General features: G+C 25.9%; 18 protein-coding genes. 1 reads left to right on the top strand and 17 read right to left on the bottom strand.

Going from position 1 to position 20,588, the window contains the following annotated elements; genetic code table 11:
- Positions 1 to 27: 27 nt before the first annotated feature.
- From rlmN to FVE73_RS04220, 4 genes are all read right to left on the bottom strand, one after another.
- On the bottom strand, positions 28 to 1,125 hold the full coding sequence (rlmN, locus tag FVE73_RS04235; RefSeq protein ID WP_018498178.1) for a 23S rRNA (adenine(2503)-C(2))-methyltransferase RlmN: 1,098 nt from the start codon (positions 1,123 to 1,125) through the stop codon (positions 28 to 30).
- Between the two features lie 482 nt (positions 1,126 to 1,607).
- Positions 1,608 to 1,856, bottom strand: a complete 249-nt coding sequence (locus FVE73_RS04230; RefSeq protein WP_018498176.1) for a hypothetical protein — start codon at positions 1,854 to 1,856, stop codon at positions 1,608 to 1,610.
- A gap of 159 nt (positions 1,857 to 2,015) precedes the next feature.
- Positions 2,016 to 2,543 (bottom strand): ImmA/IrrE family metallo-endopeptidase, encoded by a 528-nt coding sequence (locus FVE73_RS04225; protein WP_018498175.1) that lies wholly within the window; start codon positions 2,541 to 2,543, stop codon positions 2,016 to 2,018.
- Positions 2,530 to 2,898: a helix-turn-helix domain-containing protein gene (locus FVE73_RS04220; protein WP_018498174.1), complete on the bottom strand. Its 369-nt coding sequence runs from the start codon at positions 2,896 to 2,898 to the stop codon at positions 2,530 to 2,532. Before FVE73_RS04220 ends, FVE73_RS04225 begins: the two co-directional genes overlap by 14 nt.
- A gap of 705 nt (positions 2,899 to 3,603) precedes the next feature.
- On the opposite strand from FVE73_RS04220, the gene ligA reads away from it, so the two are divergent.
- Positions 3,604 to 5,712, top strand: coding sequence for an NAD-dependent DNA ligase LigA (gene ligA, locus FVE73_RS04215; protein WP_018498173.1), 2,109 nt, complete (start codon positions 3,604 to 3,606; stop codon positions 5,710 to 5,712).
- 204 nt (positions 5,713 to 5,916) lie between these two features.
- Here the strand turns inward: ligA and FVE73_RS04210 are convergent, their stop codons facing one another.
- The 13 genes from FVE73_RS04210 to FVE73_RS04150 all read right to left on the bottom strand — a co-directional run bounded on the left by FVE73_RS04210 (position 5,917) and on the right by FVE73_RS04150 (position 20,587).
- Positions 5,917 to 9,123, bottom strand: coding sequence for a hypothetical protein (locus FVE73_RS04210; protein ID WP_018498172.1), 3,207 nt, complete (start codon positions 9,121 to 9,123; stop codon positions 5,917 to 5,919).
- Positions 9,124 to 9,162: 39 nt separating this feature from the next.
- Positions 9,163 to 11,256 carry an acetate and sugar kinases/Hsc70/actin family protein gene (locus tag FVE73_RS04205; RefSeq protein ID WP_018498171.1) on the bottom strand — a complete coding sequence of 698 codons (2,094 nt, stop codon included), beginning with the start codon at positions 11,254 to 11,256 and terminating at the stop codon, positions 9,163 to 9,165.
- A gap of 81 nt (positions 11,257 to 11,337) precedes the next feature.
- Positions 11,338 to 11,604: a type II toxin-antitoxin system RelE family toxin gene (locus tag FVE73_RS04200; protein WP_018498170.1), complete on the bottom strand. Its 267-nt coding sequence runs from the start codon at positions 11,602 to 11,604 to the stop codon at positions 11,338 to 11,340.
- On the bottom strand, positions 11,589 to 11,816 hold the full coding sequence (relB, locus tag FVE73_RS04195) for a type II toxin-antitoxin system RelB family antitoxin (RefSeq protein WP_018498169.1): 228 nt from the start codon (positions 11,814 to 11,816) through the stop codon (positions 11,589 to 11,591). Before relB ends, FVE73_RS04200 begins: the two co-directional genes overlap by 16 nt.
- Before the next feature lie 77 nt (positions 11,817 to 11,893).
- Positions 11,894 to 12,412 carry a hypothetical protein gene (locus FVE73_RS04190; RefSeq protein WP_175284479.1) on the bottom strand — a complete coding sequence of 173 codons (519 nt, stop codon included), beginning with the start codon at positions 12,410 to 12,412 and terminating at the stop codon, positions 11,894 to 11,896.
- A 27-nt stretch (positions 12,413 to 12,439) separates the two neighbouring features.
- Complete coding sequence (locus FVE73_RS04185; protein ID WP_175284478.1) at positions 12,440 to 12,790, bottom strand: hypothetical protein; 351 nt, start codon at positions 12,788 to 12,790, stop codon at positions 12,440 to 12,442.
- Positions 12,791 to 12,807: 17 nt separating this feature from the next.
- Complete coding sequence (locus FVE73_RS04180; RefSeq protein ID WP_175284477.1) at positions 12,808 to 14,580, bottom strand: hypothetical protein; 1,773 nt, start codon at positions 14,578 to 14,580, stop codon at positions 12,808 to 12,810.
- Between the two features lie 171 nt (positions 14,581 to 14,751).
- A complete protein-coding gene (locus FVE73_RS04175) occupies positions 14,752 to 15,156 on the bottom strand; it encodes a hypothetical protein (RefSeq protein WP_175284476.1) in 405 nt (134 codons plus the stop codon).
- A gap of 17 nt (positions 15,157 to 15,173) precedes the next feature.
- Positions 15,174 to 17,324, bottom strand: a complete 2,151-nt coding sequence (locus tag FVE73_RS04170; RefSeq protein ID WP_018498166.1) for an acetate and sugar kinases/Hsc70/actin family protein — start codon at positions 17,322 to 17,324, stop codon at positions 15,174 to 15,176.
- Positions 17,325 to 17,425: 101 nt separating this feature from the next.
- Complete coding sequence (locus FVE73_RS04165) at positions 17,426 to 18,652, bottom strand: coiled-coil domain-containing protein (protein WP_018498165.1); 1,227 nt, start codon at positions 18,650 to 18,652, stop codon at positions 17,426 to 17,428.
- A 12-nt stretch (positions 18,653 to 18,664) separates the two neighbouring features.
- The gene (locus tag FVE73_RS04160; protein ID WP_018498164.1) at positions 18,665 to 19,222 is read right to left on the bottom strand and encodes a hypothetical protein; all 558 of its coding nucleotides are present in this window, start codon (positions 19,220 to 19,222) and stop codon (positions 18,665 to 18,667) included.
- Positions 19,223 to 19,309: 87 nt separating this feature from the next.
- Positions 19,310 to 19,930, bottom strand: coding sequence for a hypothetical protein (locus FVE73_RS04155; protein WP_018498163.1), 621 nt, complete (start codon positions 19,928 to 19,930; stop codon positions 19,310 to 19,312).
- Between the two features lie 69 nt (positions 19,931 to 19,999).
- Positions 20,000 to 20,587 (bottom strand): hypothetical protein, encoded by a 588-nt coding sequence (locus FVE73_RS04150; RefSeq protein WP_018498162.1) that lies wholly within the window; start codon positions 20,585 to 20,587, stop codon positions 20,000 to 20,002.
- Between the last annotated feature and the right edge of the window lies 1 nt (position 20,588).

Raw genomic sequence — 20,588 nt, 5'->3', positions numbered from 1 at the left:
TTTCCAATCTATGTTAAACAACACTTTTTAAATACCTTGAGAAAAATCCATCTGTTTTTTTGCCTTTAACTGTCCACAAGCCGCTGCAATATCCTGTCCTTTAGTTTCACGCAATGTTACATTAACATTTTTGTCTTTTAATAATTTATAAAATTCCTTTTGTTTTTGTTTTGAAGGGGTTTTATAAGGCTTTCCGCCAACAGGATTATATGGAATCAGATTAACAAGGCATGAGAACGAATTTAAGAATCCAGCTAGTTCTCTCGCATCTTCAGGCTCGCAGTTTAAATCATCAATCAAAATATACTCAAATGTAATCCGATTCTTCGTTTTCTTTTGATAATCTGAAAGCGCCTCTTTTAACTGATTAACTCCCCATCTTTTATTAATTGGCATAATTTCACTTCTCACATTATCCCTTACTGAATGTAATGAAATCGCCAAATTTATCTGATTTTCATTTTCCGTAAATCTCTTTATCCCGTTTACAATTCCACTTGTAGAAATAGTAAAATTCCTCTTTGAAAAGTTTTGCCCTTTCGGAGAATTTAACATATTAATAGATCCAAGAACCGCATCATAATTTAAAAATGGCTCTCCCATTCCCATATAAACCACATTTCCCAATTTTTCTCCACGTTTCATAAGATGCTTTTGAACATAATAATACTGCAATAAAATCTCCGAAGTCGACAAGTTCCTTTCATAAGTCATTGTTGCTGTCGCACAAAAGTCACACCCAATAAGACATCCAATCTGCGATGAAACACAAAGCGTATGCCGATTCTTATGGGAAATAAGGACACTCTCAATCAGCCTTTTATCCTTTAGCTCAAACAAAAATTTCTCAGTATCCCCGTCTTCTGAAACCTGATGTGTCTTAAACTCCAGTTTTGCCACATAAAATTTTTCTTTAAGAATTTCCCTGTCTTTCTTTGAAATATTAGAAAATTCATCGAAATCAAATACCAGTTTATTATGTAACCAGTCAAAAACTTGACTCGCATTAAACTTTTTAAGACCAATTTCAACAAATTTCTCCTGCAAACTCTCTAAATCCATCCCCAAAATATCAATTTTCTCAACTGTATTTATATTTGTCATTTCATTATTATTTATCTCCATTATTTTATTTTTTTCAATTTCCTCCTTTTATTTTTACAATTTCATTGCCTATATCATATCATATTTTACGAAAATATTATATCATTATTTTACATTATATTTAAACTTATTTAAAAATCTTATACAGCCATTGATTTTATTGAAAAAAATAATATTATTTTTTATCCAAAAAATCTTTTCTTAAAATTACTAATTTACATAGTTTTTTATCAAAAATAAGGGCTATTTAAGGGCTAGCTATTACAGCCCCGCTCTTTCTAGCCATAATAGTTTATCACAGATAACTCGAAAATACAACGGAGTGATAAATGAAAAATTAAAAACTTAGATGAAAAAGATATTCAGAATTTGAAGAAAATTAAAATTATAGAACTGAAAGAAATGAAACTTCAGGATTTGAAAATTCTAAAAGTTAAAATTGAGACAGTTATTGATTGCAAAGAAAAAGAATAAGAGCCTTGTGTAGCTCTTATCTTAATAACTTAATTAGGTTTTTTTCTGTCATAGCTAAGTAATGCTTTAGCTAGTTTAACTTCATCTTTTTTATATACTTTACTTCCAGCTGTTTTTATCATTGTAGCTTTTTCTAAAGTTTCTAAACTTGGATAACCTTTATCACCGAAACATTTTAAAGATGAACCTGCAACACTTTTTACCAGTTGATTTGTTGGTTTATAATCTTTATCTAACATCCAACCAGCTAACGAAGTTATATTTTCTCTTGTAGTCATTTTTACCTCCTTTTTTCAATTTTTACTTGAAAAACAAAGTTTTTTTTGTTATAATAACTTTACAAAGTATAACAAAATCTTTTATTTTTCAAGATTTTACAATAGTTTTTCAAATTGCAGTTTGAGAAACTATTTTTTTATATATAAATATTTTATATATCAACAATTCTTTTTTTGTATTGCAGCCACTGTTTGAGAAACACCATATTTTTCAACTATTTCTTCTAATGTTAAATTTTTAGCTTCTTCTACATCAACCAAAAACTCTGCTGCAAAAGTATTTGCTTGCCATTCAATATCTTCGTAAGGTTTTATAACTTCATCAAATCTACAAAATTTTACTTCTGGATTATTTAGGGAATGCAAAACAATATGACCTAATTCGTGTGCTAAAGTAAATCTATCTCTTACACTTCCGTTTGCTGCCCTTATGCAAACACTTTCTTTTATTATTATAATCTTTCTCAACGGATCTGTTTCTGCATATTTATTTGGCAATTGTGAGTCTTCAACATATTCATAATCCATACCCAGTATGCTGGAAACCCCCTCTATAAACTTTATTATATCAATCCTTCCATTGGTCAAGCAAAAATCTCTCTTTAAATCTTTGGCAATTTTCCGAATCCGTGCTCTAGATAATGGCTTGACTTTTATTTTGGATTCCGTTGCACTATTCCTCTCCATTTAAAAACCTCCTCATTTTTTTTATCTGTTTGTCATTCAATTTGTTTATTTTTCTTGCATATAATAAACTTAATTCTTGTTGCTGTTCATTCATTTGACTCATTATCAACTTCATTTCTCCAGAATAATCAACAACATCTTTTTGAATCAAAGTTTTCATTTCTTCACTAAGCTGATACTTATCAAACAATTTTTGAATAAAATCATTCGGAATATTTCTTTTTCCGTGTTCGATAGCAGATAAGTATGAAATTGATATTCCTAACTTTTCAGCCATATTTAATGTTATTTCATCGTTGTCTATTCTAATTTTTCTTAATCTTTTACCAAGACTTGTAACATTTTTTATTTTCATATTCCTCACTTTCCTTCCTAAGCTAATTTTAGTTTACCATATTTTTTTGAATTTGTCAATTTTTTTTACAAGTTGTGAAAATATTTTTGTTAAAACCAATCTTTGTTGCATTTTTAATATGTAATGTCATACTACTTTTCATTCTTTAAGCTCCTCTATTTAATTAATTTATTTTCCATTATTTTCTTTTAAGAATTCCAATATTCTCTATTTTTAAATATTTTTGATAAATATAACTACCTATATATCAACTTGACACACTATAAGGAAGTTTATTTATTATCATAGATTGTAAAATATATTGCAGCAAACTAAAAAAAACTATGTCCACAATTTCTCTATTTTTCGCTATCTTTCTCTAAAAATATAACTATAACTTTTCAGAATATCCTCAATTCAAGTATTTTCTAATACCAAAACATATTCTTTTTCTCCAGTTCACTTTAATACAGCTTTGCAATATTTTTATATTTTTTCAATTTATAAATTTATAACCCTAAAATGCAAATTAAAATTATTATTTTTTTCTCTTCTTTTGAAAAAAGTAAAAAAATACTATATTATTCTTAATAAAATTATTATATTGTACCATTCACAATTTGTCAATATTTGGGATTCAAGCTCTGATTTAATTGCTCCAAAAACTTTTCATATCATAAAAAAAATGATATAATTTACAAAACAAATTTTATAAAAGGAGCAACCGTGAATTTATTTAATCAAGAAAAAAATAATGAAAATGAAAATATAGATAATGAAAAAAATACCCTTTTTTCTGATGTTCAGGAAAAATATACAAAATTGAGAAATGAAATCGAATACCATAACAATCTTTATTATAACGAGGACAAGCCTCTTATTTCGGATATGGAATACGACGCTTTAATGCGTGAATTAAAACAGCTTGAGCAGGAATATCCAGAATTGCTGAAAAATGAGGAAAATGGAGAAAGTTCGCCTACTGAAAAAATTGGAGGTACTGCGAGCGAAAAATTTTCAAAGGTACGACATCGGGTGCCTATGCTTAGTTTGTCGAATACTTATAATATTTCGGAAATTGAGGATTTTGACAAAAGAATCAAAAAAATTATTTTATCTGAAAATGTTAAGGAGAATTCAAAGGAACTAGAGTATATTCTGGAACTGAAACTAGATGGGCTTAGTATAAGCCTGATTTATGAAAATGGAGTGCTTGTTCAGGCTATAACACGGGGAGATGGGCAAATTGGGGAAGATGTGACTGAAAATATTATGGAAATTAAAACTATTCCTAAAAAATTGAAAAAAAATGTTTCACTGGAAGTTCGTGGAGAAATTATTTTGCCAATTTCGAGCTTTAATCGAATAAATCAGGAGCGTGAAGATGATGGAGAAGATGTTTTCGCAAATCCTAGAAATGCGGCTTCTGGGACAATAAGACAGCTTGATAAGACAATTGTTGCAGAACGTGGACTTGACTGCTATCTCTATTATCTTGTAAATGCTGAGAATTACGGAATAAATACTCATTTGGAGAGCATTGAATATATTGAAAAACTTGGGTTTAAAACAACAAAAATATTTGAAAAATATACTGATTTTAAAGAATTGGAAAAATCTATCGACAAATGGCATAATGACAGAAAAAAACTTGATTATGAAACAGATGGGCTTGTTATAAAAGTAAATAATTTTGCACTTTATGAAACGCTTGGCTACACAACTAAAAGCCCACGATGGGCAATTGCCTACAAATTTCCTGCTGAACAAGTAAAAACTAAATTAATGGACGTAACTTTTCAAGTTGGAAGAACTGGTGTAATCACTCCTGTTGCTGAACTTGAAGCCGTGAATTTATCAGGTTCTGTTGTGAAAAGAGCAAGTTTACATAACTTTGATGAAATTCGCAGAAAAGATATAAAAATTGGCGATAATGTCATTGTAGAAAAGGCGGCTGAAATTATTCCGCAAGTTGTAAATGTTGCGTTTGACGATAGAACTGGAGAAGAAATTGAAATTCAGGAGCCAACAACTTGTCCTGTCTGCAACAGCGAACTTGCACACGAAGAAGGACTTGTCGCCTTAAAATGCCACAATCCACTTTGCCCCGAAAAAGTCAAACGTCAAATTGCCTATTTCGTTTCCCGTGACGCAATGAATATTTCTGGACTTGGTGACAAAATTGTCGAAAAATTTATTGAATTAGGAAAAATAAAAACAATAGTCGATATTTATTCATTGGAAAAATATCGTGAAGAACTGGAAAATCTAGAAAAAATGGGAAAAAAAAGTGTAGATAACTTGATAAATAGCATTGAGTCCAGTAAAAATCGTGATTTTTCAAAAGTTCTCTACGCACTTGGAATTCCTTTTGTTGGAAAATTCAATGCGAATCTTTTGACAAAAACTTTTAAAAATATTGAAAATCTGAAAAATCAGTCAATTGAAAATTTACTGGCTGTAAAAGGAATTGGCGATAAAGTGGCATTTGCTGTAAATACTTTCTTAAATGATGAAAATAACTGGAAAATTATTACAAATTTAAAAAATATTGGATTACAATTTGCTGTTGATGAAAATAATTCAGAAGAAATAGCAGATAATCCAATAAAAGACAAAAACTTCCTTGCAACTGGAAAACTGCAAAAATACAAACGAAACGACATAAAAGATATAATTCTGTCTAAAGGCGGAAACTATCTGTCAGCAGTTTCAAAAAATCTAGATTTTCTAATTGCTGGGGAAAAGGCTGGAAGTAAGCTGGAAAAGGCTGAAAAATTGGGGGTTCGGGTGCTTACGGAAGATGAGTTTGAAAAGGAATTTTTGGAAATTTAATTTAAATAAAAAGCTGTAAATGAAAATTAATTCAAATACAGCTTTTTTAATAAACTTAATGCTATTCCCCGTTTAAAAAGTGAATATTTATTTTGATTATTTGAAAATAAATATTAGGTTTAATCTACTAAAAAAATTTATAATACATTCATTATTCAAATGAGGTTTAGTATAAAATCATTTAAAAAATTGAAATTATATTTTTTATTTTAATATTTCTTCTGAAATTTTTGTTTTATCAATATCTTTAATATCTTCACAAATCACATATTCAATCGTATTTGGATTTTTCAATCTAATAAAAAGACTTCCACTCTCATCATCTTGTACCAAAATTCTTATTCTTAAACATTCTGAAGCTGGAAATTCTTTTCCCTCTGCTCTTGTATCTCCCGAATAAAGTACTTCTATACTATTTTCATTTTCAATATCGTCATATTTTATCCACTCATTATATTTTGTATTAAAATCAATAATTGGAACAAATCTTCTTTTTTTACTATATCCTATGCAATATTTAAAATTAATTTCTTCATTTTTAGTGATATTTCTAAACGGTATATACTCAACTTCTCCATTACCTTCTCTCAATTCTACTAATCCAAAGGCTACTCCTGTTTTAGAATTCAATCCTATAACTTCTCCTTCTATTTCATTTTTTATCGAATAAGCATCTTTCAAAATAATATTATACTTTTGTTTAAATTCCTCTGTTAATTCATTTTCAAATATTTCTTCCACAAATTTACTTTTTGAAGAATTTCCTGCCAAGAAAATATATATTTCTTTCAATTTTTTACTATCAAATACCACTTTGAATTTTTCTAAAAATGATATTACGCCATTATAAATATTTTTTTTCAAAATTTCATCTAATCTGTTATAATCAATATCCAATTCTTCATTTTGATACTGACCTGATTTGTTTGAAAGATAAATTGTTTTTTTCAATTTTTCTTTTTCTGTTTCTTCCAATTTTCCTTCCCAATAATCTCTCATTGATTCCATTATTTTTTTCATATTATACTCGGCTTGATTGGACTCAGATACAAATGTTTCAAACCCTATTTTAGATTTTTGATTTATTGGCAATGAAATTTCATATCCCTTCTCAAACATCTTTTCTCTATTTTGTAAAAATACATCAAAAGCAATTAATGATAATAAATTTTCTCCACCTAAATATTTATCTCCTCCACTTTCAAGTTCTTGTATTTCATAATCATATTTTCTAGAATTTTCTTTTTCACGATAAATTCCATAAGAAAAATCCGTTGTTCCACCACCAAAATCAAATACTGAATATCCAATTTCATTTTCCAAGTCTGGTTCTACACAGAATTTTTTCAATGCAGTTATCGCATAAGAAGCAGGTTCGCTTGCTCCAAATTTCACTCTAAAATTCTTCATAATTTCTTCGTCATTTAAAATTGAATTTGGAAGTGACTTCATAATCCCTTTTCTAAAACTATTCAATATTTTATTTTTTACTTCCAGTTCATAAGTTACTGGAAATGATAAAATATATTCTAAAAATATCGAATATTGTGCCATATTATTGATTCGACAACCAATATAGTAAGCATAAATTTCTATTGGGTCAAACTCATTTTCATTTAATTCCAAATAACCATTTAAAATTATTTCTTTTCCAGTTTTATCAGCTATCGTTTTTTTCTTATTTTTATTTGCAGACCATTGTTTTAAATCTAACATAAATTCGTTTATATCAAAATTATTCTGAGTTCTTTTCAGTTCGTTTTCAGCATCAACCGAAACTTGAATATCATCATAATGCGTATATGGTCTACCTTCTGAAGACAAATACTCCGTTATAAATTTTTTAATATTATCAAAATGAATAATTGTAGCATTTTCATAATTTTCGGTTCTTTCAATAGCATCCAAATTTCCAGAAATTCTAATTGGTAAAGTTTTACTCCCATTTATTCCCTCATTGTCATCTTTATACGAAACAACAACCGTACTTTTAGTCCCAAAATCAATTCCAATCACTCCTGATTTAACAATATCATTTTTAGGATTTCTACCATAAATTTTCCTATCTAAAATTTCTTCATTTATTTTTTCTCCATCAATAACAACATCATTATTTTCATTTGTGGCTTCAAAAACATCCCAGCTTCCTTTGTTTCTGTCATATATTTCTGTATCGTATTTTTTACTTCTGAATCTATCGAAATCTTTATCAACAAAAATTGAAACTAACTTTTCAATTCTAATTTTTTTCCTTACTTTTTTAAATTCATTGGGTAAATTTTTTAGAAATTTATTTAGTTCTAATATTATTTTTTCTTTTAACCCTTTAATCTTTCCAATTGTTAATTCTTCTAATCTTTCAATATATATTTTTCCATTTCTAATGTAATCATCTATTTCACTGTTCAAGTTTTGTATAATTTCTTTCGGTTTATTTTTTAAATTCTCAATTTCTTTTTCTTCGAATTTTTCGTATTTTAATTTTATCATTTTTTCATATTTTACTTTTTCTTTTTCATCCAACTCAACTGTATCTTCTAAGATTTTTTTTATTTCCTTTTCAACAGAAAGTTTAATTTTTTTTGAAATTTCCTTATAAGTTTCTTCAAAAACTTTTTCATTAACTCTTTCAAATTTTTTTATTTCTTTATCAAAAATACTCCTAACATTTGAAAATTCTAATATTTGTTTTCGCACACTTACTTCTTTCAATTCTGCTTCTCTCAATATTTTTTCTTTAATCTTAAAATATTTTTTCTCAGCTTTTTTTAAATCATCTAGTTTTTTCTCAACCTTTGAATTAAAAATTTTCATCTTAATAAAATTACCAGTATAATATCTTAAAAACATATTTTCAATTAAATATACTACATTATTCCTATTTTTATTTTTTACATATGCCCCCGAAGATAAACAAACATAATCTTTTCTACCGACTCCCCAAATTTTTCCTTCACTTTTTATAACTATATTCTCCAAAGTATTCGGAATTTTTTTTACTAAATTTATAAATTTATCATCATGTTTTGAAGAAACTTCTCTCAGTTTTTTTAATATATCTTTTATTTTTTCTTGTTTTTCATCATTAAATTCAATTTCAATATTGCCATCATAATAATGAAAAAAAAATAATCTTTTTTGCAACCATAATATATCTTTATTATAAATATCTTCTTCATAATAAGCTATATCATCATTGTAATACTTCTCATTATCAGAAAAATATACGGTTAATTCTCTATCAGTAAAATTTTCATATAATTTTTTACTGCTTAATACTTCTAACTCCCCAACATCTCCTATTTGACTTAAAATATCATTGTAAGTTTTCTTATAATCACAATAAGCCTCTCTAATTTTATTTTGATAACTTTCTGGTATATCTACTGATATTTTCAATTCTTGATTCATTGTTTTTCCTCTTTCCAAAAATTATATTTTTAATTCTTATTACAACTCTCTCTCTACAATTTTCCCTTTATCAATCTTCTCAACATCTTCACAAATTACATATTCAATCGTACTTGGATTTTTTAATCTGATAAAAAGACTTCCTTTGTCATCATCTTGCACTAAAATTCTTATTCTTGAACACTCTGAAGCTGGAAATTCTTTTCCTTCTGCTCTTGTATTTCCTGAATAAAGTACTTCTATTATTTTTTCATCTTCCACATCATCATATTTTATCCACTCGTTGTATTTTGTGTTAAAATTAATAACTGGAATAAATCTTCTCTTTTTACTATATCCAAGACAATATTTAAAATTAATTTCTTCATTTTTTGCAATATTTCTAAATGGAATATATTCTACTTCTCCGTTACCTTCTCTCAATTCCACCAATCCAAAAGCTACTCCTGTTTTTGAGTTTAAACCTATAACTTTTCCTTCTGTTTCTTCTTCTATCGAATAAGCATTTTTTAAAATGATATTGTATTTTTGTTTAAATTCCTCTGTTAATTCATTTTCAAATATTTCTTCCACAAATTTACTTTTTGAAGAATTTCCTGCCAAGAAAATATAAATTTCTTTTAATTTCTTATTTTTAAATACTATATCAAATTTTTCTAAAAATGAAATAATTCCTCCATAAATATTTTTCTTCAAAATTTCATCTAATCTATCATAATCTACATCAAGTTCTTCATTTTTATATTGATTTTCTTTATTTGAAAGATAAACAGTTACTTTCCCCGAATCCTTCAAACTTTCTTCCAATTTTCCTTCCCAATAATCTCGCATCGCTTCCATCATTTTTTTCATATTATATTCTGCTTGACTAGCTTCTGACACAAATGTTTCAAATCCTATTTCTGATTTTTTATTCGCAGGTAATGAGATAAAATATTTACCATTTACTAATTTTTCTCTATTTTGCAAAAATACATCAAATGCAATTAACGACAACAAATTTTCTCCACCTAAATATTTATCTCCTCCACTTTCTAATTCCTGTATCTCATAATCATATTTTCTCGAATTTTCCTTTTCACGATAAATTCCATAAGAAAAATCAGTTGTTCCACCACCAAAATCAAACACTGAATATCCAATTTCATTTTCCAAATCTGGTTCCACACAAAACTTTTTCAATGCAGTAATCGCATAAGAAGCAGGTTCACTCGCTCCAAAAACTACTCTAAATCTTTTCATAACTTCTTCATCATTCAAAATTGAATTCGGTAATGATTTCATAATTCCTTTTCTAAAACTATTCAATATCCGATTTTTTACTTCCAATTCATAAGTTACTGGAAACGAAAGATAATATTCCAAAAATATCGAATATTGTGCCATATTATTAATTCTACAACCAATGTAGTAAGCATAAATTTCTATCGGATCAAATTCTCCTTCTTTCAAATCCAAATACCCATTTATCGTATGCAAAAATCCTTCTTCATCTCTAATTTTTTTCTTTTTATTTTTACTAGAGGCCCATTGTTTCAAATCTAACATAAATTCATTAATATCAAAATCTTCTGTATTTCTTTTCAATTCATTTTCTGCTTCTAATGATACTTGGATATCTTCATAAAATGTATAAGGTCTTCCTTTAAATAAATTATACCACTTAATAAATCTTTCTAAATCACTAAAATGAATAATTGTAGCATTTTCATAATTTTCGGTTCTTTCAATATCATTCATATTTCCAGAAATTCTAATTGGCAAAGTTTTACTATTGTTAATCCCTGCATTATCATCTCGATAAGATACAACAACTGTACTTTTTGTTCCAAAATCTATTCCAACTACTCCTGATTCAACAATGTCATATTTAGGATTTCTAGCATAAATTTCATCTTCTATTTCTATAATTTCACTCTCTTCTTCTTCAGTAAAACATAAATTTCCTTCTTCATCTAAGTCATCAAAAACATCCCAACTTCCTTTATTTATATCTTCAATTTCATTTTCATACGTTTGCCCATTAAATCTATATTTATCTATTTCTACATATACATTAATATCTTCTATAAATTTATCTGTCGTATTTTCTCCCAATCCCACTTTTATTTTCCTAACTTCTCTAATATCCATCTCACTCTCTCCTGCCAAAAAGTTTTAATTTCCTTCTTTTTTACTAAAAATCACAGCTAAAATAAACTGTGATTTTAATTTTTATTTGTAAATCTTACTTCTATGTCCAAAGTCAATAGCTACTATTACCAAAATTTCATCTTGAATATCCACAATAAGCCTATAATCCATTATTCTATACCGCCAAAGCCCTTTTAAATTTCCTGTTAATGCTTTTCCTTTTATTCTTGGATTTTCCACATCTACAAGATTCTTTTTTATATATGAATATAGCGTTCGTTTAGTAGATTTATCTAACTTTTTTATTTTCTTATTTAACTCTTCCAAAATTTCTACTCTAAATCCCATTCTTTAGCTGCCTCCTCAAATGGAATTGTTACTAACTTCCCTTCTTCCTTTGCTTTTAAATATTCTTTACATATTTCCAAATCATATTCATCTTCTATTTTCTCAAATATCAGATCTTTAATATATTGAGATACCGAAAATCCTTTACTTTCAATAAATTTTTTTATTACTTTTTCCTCTTCATCATTAAATCTAATTGAAATTACAGACATTAATATCACTCTCCTTTTTTGTTTACATTGTAAACTAAAAAAATAAATAAGTCAATTTTTTATCTTTCTATAAAAATTTAATCTAAAATAACAAGCGACTGTTTAACAATATCACCTTTCCTATTTTTATATCCTTTAAATACAACTTTTTTTACTTCATTTTTTGTATAACCAGTATTTACTGGAATTGATGTTATAGGATTATATCTATCTCCTATTTTATTATCTAAAAATGTATAAACAGGTGCTGAAAATAATGAATTATATAATTCAAAAAAATAATAATATGTTTCTATCAAAATTTCTGTATCTTTTGAATTTTCATTTTTTTGGATATTAAACTCAATTTGTTCCCATAACAATTTTAAATTTGATGCTTGTAATCCTAGTCCTAAAAATACTTCTTTTCCTTTTTTTTCTGTAATTATAACTTCTATTCGTTTTTTTTCATTTTCAGAAATTTTCTTAAAATCATTAAAGATTTTTTCAAAATTATTATTAAAACTTCCGTTTGACGAACTATTTTTAACTACTTTTTTTGCTTTTTGTTTTTCTTGATTCAACTCTTTTTTCAACTCATCTATTTTTAAAGTCAAATTTTTTTTTTTTTATCTGCTTCATTTTCAAATTTTCTTTTCAAAATTCAATATTTTTATTTGTTGCTCAAGTTTTTCCTTTTCTCCATCATTTCTATTACTTTCAAATTTTTTTATTTTCACATTCAATTTTCTAATTTCATTTTTCAATGTTTCTTCATTCGATGAACTACTTTGTAAACTTCCCAATTGACTTCTTAAATTTCTAATTTCTATTTTTAATCCATCATTTTCTGCTTTCATTTTTGTTTCATTTACAATTCCACTTTTTTTTGATACTTGATTTCTTTTACTTTTTAAACTTTCTGATAAGTTTTTTATTATCCATAATAAAAAGATAATTACCGCTATTAATATTACTATTATTACTGCCACCATAATATTTCCCTCCTAAATTAATCCAAAATTTCCGTTCTAATCTCTTCTAATTGTTGTCCTCTCTTGTTAATTACTGTGTAATCAATGGTGTCTTTTCCTCTTGATTTTATAAAAATATCTGCATCTGCATAACTTCTTTCTATTTCTAAAATCAAATTATATATTTCACCTTTTTTATTCATAAAATTCAGACATATTTCTTTCTCATCTGCTGATAAAGTTTTAATCCATTCTTCTTCACTATTATTATCTAGTAATACTTGAAATTCTTCATTTCTTTTTATCCCAACCTTATACAAAAATTCTTCTTCATCAACAATTTTCTCTTTATACATTTTTATCCATCCACTTCTTTGACAAAGAAGAAGACCATAAACTTTAAAGAAATTTTTATTTAATTCAATTCCATTTTCTAAAACAATTTTATCTCCCTCAAAAATTTCAATTATATCAATTTCAAATTCATACTCTTCCATTTTTTTTGAAACTTTACCAATAACAAAATCTTTAAATTCAGGCATAACATCAAATATTATTTTTACTTTTTTAGAAAAAATATTTTTGTTATTTTCAATATCTAAAAATAGAATTTCTAATTTTTTCCAAATAAGTTCTTGTATTTCCCAAAACTCTTTTCCATCAAATTCTTTATTCAAAAATCCGTTTGCTACTTTTTTATTAATTTCTAAATCATATCTCTCATTGTCTAATATTTTTTTATAGTATCCCATCGAATAAGTATATTCATTTTTATCTAATTTTAAAACAATATAACTTGTTGGAATATCTGATATTTCTATTTTTTTACTGCTTTGTTCACTTAAAATTCCAGCAAGTAAAGATGTTGTATTTTCCACTCGATACTCTACTTTATATTTGCTCATTACTTTATCTTTTAATACTGAAGTTGGGATTGATTTTCTTATACCTTTTTCAAAATTGTATTTTATAAAATCGAGTTCCTCTTTTGTTCTAACATTTGAAAATGACAATGAGTATCTCAGAAATATTTTTTTATCAATTTCATTATTCAAATAAAGTCCCAAAGTATATGCAAATATTTCAATTAAATTTATTTCTTTATCTAATTCCTCCAAATAAATTGTATTTTTAAATGGGTTTTGAAAATCTATCCAATAAAAATTTTCTTTATTTTCAGTATTTTCATATTCTTTAAAAGCATCATAAGAAAACAAAATATCATTTTTTGAAGTATTTGGTCTGCTCTCAAATTTTTCATAATCTTCCAAAAATTTTTTAATATTGCAAAATTTCATAATACTTAAATTTTCTGTAGAATCTTCATTTCTTTTAGAAAAAATACTTTTAGGATATATTCTACCATCTGAATCTTTTATTAATACTCTAACCATTTCATTGTCAAATTCTATCAATACTTGTGCATTTTTATCCACATCATTAAGCGGATTTTCTCCGTAAATACTTTCATCAGAATACACTTTTCTAAAATCTTCACTTTTAGAAAATTTTCTTTTATCATAAATTGACCATAATCCTAAATTCATATCTTTTAAATTTGGTTTTAAATATTCAACTTTACTTTTATCATTTTCTTCTTCTAAAATTTTATCCTCGAGAAATCCCTTTTCAAAAATAATTTCTCCCTTTTCAATTAATTTTCTTAAACCCTTCACATTTTTCACAATAACTATATATTCATCAGTTCCTTTTTGAGCCATTCCTATAACATTAAAAAACATCATATTTGCCAAATTTTTAGAAATATCTAATTCTTGATCAAAATATAAAATTTTCCATTTTTCTTTCAATTAATAAATTTAATATTTCTATCGTAGCATTCGTATTCAATGATATCTCTTTTATCGGAAATATTATAGAATTTCCTTCTTCTTCAGTAAACATTTCAAATTCTATATTATAAATTTCATAATTATTATTTCGATTCATCAATATTTTTTGAAAATTATTATTACTTATTCTTATTTTCCCATTTTCAAAATTTTTCTTTGAATATAATAATTTTCATTCTTAATTTGTTTAAATAAATATTCATTAGGAATTGAAGAATTGAAATCTAAAATTCCATATTTTGATAATTTCTCTTCGTATTCTTCTTTTCTTTCAATTATTTCATTTTTGTTTTTCACAAAAATAGGATCTTTTAACTTGTAAATTATCAGTTTTCTTTTTATATCTATTATTTTAGTTTCTGTCTCTATTTTTGTATTAAAATATTCCAAATAAAGTCTTTTTTCAATATTTTTAAATAACTCTATTATTTTTTCTTTATTATCAATATATAACCTAGAAATATAGTTATATAATTCTTCTTTTTTTATAGTATCCTTATGCAAATACACGACCTTATTGTTTACTTTTAACATCTTTACACCATTTCTTCCTATTCATTTGATAAATCTATCTCTTTTGGCTCTTCTATATATTCATCTTTTTTTATTTTTTCACTATTAGAAACGCAATACTCAATTTTATTTGGAGAAATACTTCTTATATAGATATATTCGTCATCATCATATTCATCATCTAAATCAATCATAATTGTTTTTATATTTTCTAATTCAACATCTTTCAATAAGTTAGAATAATTATCTGTAAAGTAAATTTCATTTTCTATCTCATTTGCTACAATATATTTTTTCCACTCATCATACCCGATTTTTTTATCCAAAATATTTTTAAATTCTCCATTTCTCTTTCTTCCAACAATATAATTAAACGGAACTTCTTCTACTGAACTCTCTGTTTTTATTTCTCCATTTTTTCTAAGCAAAATACTTCCATAAGCAACCCCTGTTTTACCATTTGGAATAAATTTATTTCTATCAATCACATATCCCATTTCTCTTTGTTTTTCTTCAGCTTCTTCTGTCCCTAGTGGCGGAAATATCTTTACTTTTTCACTAAATTTTTCATTTCCATCTACCATTTCTACTTTTTTTGCTTCAAAAATTTCTTTAATATATTCAGATTTACTTGAATTTCCTGCCAGAAATATGTTAATTTCATTTACTGTTTTACTTTCTACTGTTGAAATTAGATTTGCAAAAAACTCATTTACTCCTTTTTTTATCATTTCTCTTATTCGATTTTTTAATCTATCAATATCCACTATTAAATTAACTGTAGTTTGATTAGAAAATTTATCCAATAAATTTATTGACAATTCTCCTAAATCATCATTGTAATTATCTGGCATATCACTGTTTTCCCAAATAAATCTTAATCCCTCAGCTATTTTTATTAAATTACTTTTAGCTTCTTTTGTTTCATTTATCATATCATAATTTTTCAATGGCACTTTTTTGTTTAAAGGTAGAGAAATTTGAAAATTCCCCTTTCTCAAATTTTCAATATTTTCTTCTGACATAAATGTTTCATATGCTAATGCACTTAAAATATTTTCTCCTCCTAAATACTTATATCCGCCCGATGAAATACTTTCCATTTCATATGAATATCTATCATCATCTTCAAGTTTTCTAAAAATCCCAAAATCAAAATCTGTTGTTCCACCACCGAAATCAAATATACCATAAAATACTTCTTCATCTTTTACCTTATTAAAAAAATTATATTGCTCTAATGCTGTGGCTGCATAACAAAATGGCTCACTATTAAAATTTTTTACAGAAAATTTTTTCATTATTTTTTCATTGTTTAAAATCGTTATAGGTAATGATTTTTTTATTCCTTTTTCAAAGCATAGTCTTATTTTTTCTCTTATGGCTTTTTCATAAGTTACAGGATAACTCAAAACATATCTTAAAAATATTTTTTTATTACACATATTATTAAGATTTAATCCAATGTAATAAGCATACAATTCAACAGGAGTAATATCGTCTTCTGAACCTTCTAAAAATTTTTTTATACTATACTCATTTTTTCTATCTTTTATATTAATCTTTCGATTTCCACTCGCCCATTGTTTTACATCTGACAATATTGAATTTAATACTTCAGGTTTATTTGAATTTACAAAATCATTTTGTGCATGATGCGATACTTGAAGATCATTCCATTCAGTATAAGGACGCCCTTCTTTTGCATTATATAATCTTAAAAATTCTTCAAAATCTCCAAATTCAATCATTGTAGGATTTTCAAAATTCTTTTCTTTATAACTCTCATTCGCACTATTCGAACCTATTTCTAATGGATATACAGTTTCTGTATTATCTCTATAAATTGCAACTGTACTTTTCGTTCCAAAATCTATCGCTACAATTGCACTTTTTTCTACATCATTTTCTGGATTTCTCCCATATACTTTTACATTTTCTTCCTGCACAAAAGGCACACTTTCTGAACCTTTCGAATTCTCGAAAACATCCCAATGCCCACCATTTATATCAGTTAATTCTGACTCTAACAATTCATTTAAATTTGCTCTTTTATATTCACTTTTTTTATAATATTCTTTTATTTTAATATCATTCATAAAACAATTCTCTCTTTCTGCTATATTTTCTACCATTCTTTCTATCTCATCTTGTATTCTATTTCTTTCATCGCCAAATTTTTTACTCAATATTCTCAACTCCAAAATACATTTTTACAAACAAAATAACTTTAAATCTTTCTAAATATATTTTTAAATATTTTTTAGATTCTTTAAAGTTATCTTGCTCTTTATTTTAATAAAACAATAGATTGATACAACAATTTTTTATCTCTTCTTCTTTGATACCCTTTCACAATAACTCTAGCTACATCGCCATTGCTCACACTATTTGAAGATGGTATTTGAGAAATTGGATTATATCTTTCACCAATTTCAGGATTTACAAATTCGTACACTTCTTCGTCATACTCTTTATTCATTACATTAATTACATAATCATAGATTTTAACTAACACAGCATAAAAATCAGCATTTTCAATAAAATCATTTTTTAAAAAATCTTTATAATTTGAAAATTTTGTAGTTACCAAATATAAGAACATATCTTTTCCCAAATGTGGTTTTAATATTGCATCATATTTCTCTCTATCATTTTCAGGAATTTTTAAATACTCACTATAAAGAGCTTCTAATTCTTCTAAATCTTTAAAATCCGCTAATCTTGATATTAAGTTATTTTTATCATTTTTTAATTCATTATTATCATTTTCTAAATCTGAAATTTTATAATCTCTATTTCTCACATCTTTTGTTAAAGAACTAACTTGATTTTCCAAACGAGTTATCGCTTGATTTTTAGAAAGAATTTCTCTTCTTAAGTCATCAACATTTTTTTCTAAATTAGTTTTTTCTCTCAACAAATTATTTATTTTGAAGTTTAAATCATTTATTTTAACATCTCTAGATTTAATTTCTCCATTCAATTTTAAAAATTCAGCTTCTGCTCCCTTTTTAAAATTTGAAAATTCTATTTTTAAATTATCGAAATTATCTTTTTCTTGATTTAAATCTTTACTTATTTTTTTAATTTCATCAATTTTCTCATTTTTTTCTTCTTCTAATTTTTTATTTTTTTCTTCCAATTCAATATTTTTTTCTGTTAGTTCTGATATTCTTTGATCTTTTTCTTCTATCTCTTTTATTTTTTCATTTTTAAAATTTTCTAATCTTTCCTTTAAATCTAGATTTTCTTCCTCTAATTTTTTATTTTCTTTTTTTAATTCGATTCCTTGATTTTCATTTCCAAACTCTAAATCATTTTGCTCTTTTACTTCTTTTTTATCTTCATCAGAAATCGTTTCTTTTGGAGAATAAATATTATTTAATTTCTCAATTTCAGATATTCTCTTTTCTAATCCATCAACTCTTGTACTAATTTTGGCTATAATCGATAAAATACCTTTTATTTTCTCTATACTATCATTTAAAATTTTTCCTGTTTGTCCATCATTCATTTCCATCTCTCCTTAATTTCCTTTCAACTTCTTAGCAAATATCGAACTCAAATTCACTTCATCCTTTGCTACTGTATTCAGATTTTCTTTCTTTTTAGAAACAATTCTTGATTTTTTTGAACTTACTTTAAAAAACTTCTTATTATTAGTTATTACCAAAATCTCATTTCCAAAATTTTCTTCTTCTTTTGTTCTAATAAATTGTTTTCCTTTTTTAGTTATAAAAATCTTTTCGTTTTCATTATTAGAAATTTTTAAAACTACATTTTCTTTTAAATTCACATTTTCAAGCAAAATTTTTTCCAAAGTTTCTAAAGTGAAATCACTATCTTCTAAAACTTCAAAATCATTAAATCCATTATAAATTTCTTTAACTTTCTCAAAATCTGTACCAAAAATCAATAAATCAAAAACATTTTTTGAACGAAAATTTTTTTTTAACCACGATAAAAATTCTTTTACTTCCCTATTACAAAATTTTTCTCCTTGATATTTTTTTACATTTCCATTATATTCTGTCAAAATTCCCTGTTCAGAAACATAAATCGCAATCGAAATTTTCACTGTCATTTTTCTCAGCTCCTCTCAATTATTCTTTTGCTGTTTTTTCTATATTTTTTTTATTCTGATATAATTTCTAATCAATTATATTCTTTATTATATTTTTTCGTTTAATTTTTCAAGTTCTTCATCCATCTTGTCTAATTTCTCTTTTAAATAATCATACATTGCTACATCATCATCTGCATCTAATTTATTGTCTAAATATGCATCTATATCCATTGTAGGAATTTTACTATTTTTATAATCCTCTACCATTTTTTTAAATTCTGTTGGATTCATTTTTATTTCAGCTGCTCCTTTTATTGCTCCAAATGAAATAGGTTCTTCCAACCCTAAATCTTCACCAAAAGCCTGAAATATTGTTGAAATTGTATTTGATTTATGTTTTTTCTTCTCTGTTTCATTTAAATTTTCTAATTTATGTTCTTCTTCAGGAGTTAATTCTTTCATTGATCCTTTTACAGCATTTATATAACTTGCAACACTTTCATAGTTCTCAGGTTTTATATCTCTAACTTCTGCTGTATAAGAAAATCTTTCATAATCTCTTGGCTCTATTTGACTTTTTGGACTTAACAATTTTACTATACCTTCAGCTAAATTCGCTATTCCAGAAAATAGTGCTCTTCCTACACCAGCTATTGCAGTTCCCACCGCTCTAATTGCTCCTGTTATTGCATGTCCTACCCCACTAAGAAAACTCCAAAACCCCATGTTATTCATCTCCTATTCTTAATTTTTTTATTTTTTTCTTATATTTATTTATTTTACTTTAATGGTTCCTCATCCCATTTTATCCAATTTCTCTTTTAAATAATCATACATCGCTACATCATCATCTGCATCTAATTCGTTGTCTAAATATGCATCTACATCCATTGTAGGAATTTTATTATTTTTATAATCCTCTATCATTTTTTTAAATTCTGTTGGATTCATTTTTATTTCAGCTGCTCCCTTTATTGCTCCAAATGAGATAGGTTCTTCTAATCCTATTTCTTCTCCAAAAGCCTGAAATATTGTCGCAACTGTATTCGATTTATATCTTTTCTTTTCTTCCTCACTTAAATTCTCTAATTTTTGTTCTTCTACGGGTGTCAATTCTTTCATTGAATTTTTTACATCATTTATATAACTTGAAACATTCTCATAATTTTCAGGTTTTTTATCTTTTATATCAGCTGTATAAGAAAATCTTTCATAATCTCTTGGTTCTATTTGATTTTTTGGACTCAATAATTTTGCTATTCCCATAGCAAAACTCACTATTCCAAGAAACGGACTTACACTTAAACCAAGTATAGAACTTCCTATTGTACTAATCGCTCCTACGACACCACCAATTGCTGCAGCTATCAAACCAAATACCATT

It is taken from the genome of Leptotrichia wadei (assembly GCF_007990545.2).
Classification (GTDB): domain Bacteria; phylum Fusobacteriota; class Fusobacteriia; order Fusobacteriales; family Leptotrichiaceae; genus Leptotrichia; species Leptotrichia wadei.
This window is presented reverse-complemented; position numbering and strand designations above follow the sequence as displayed.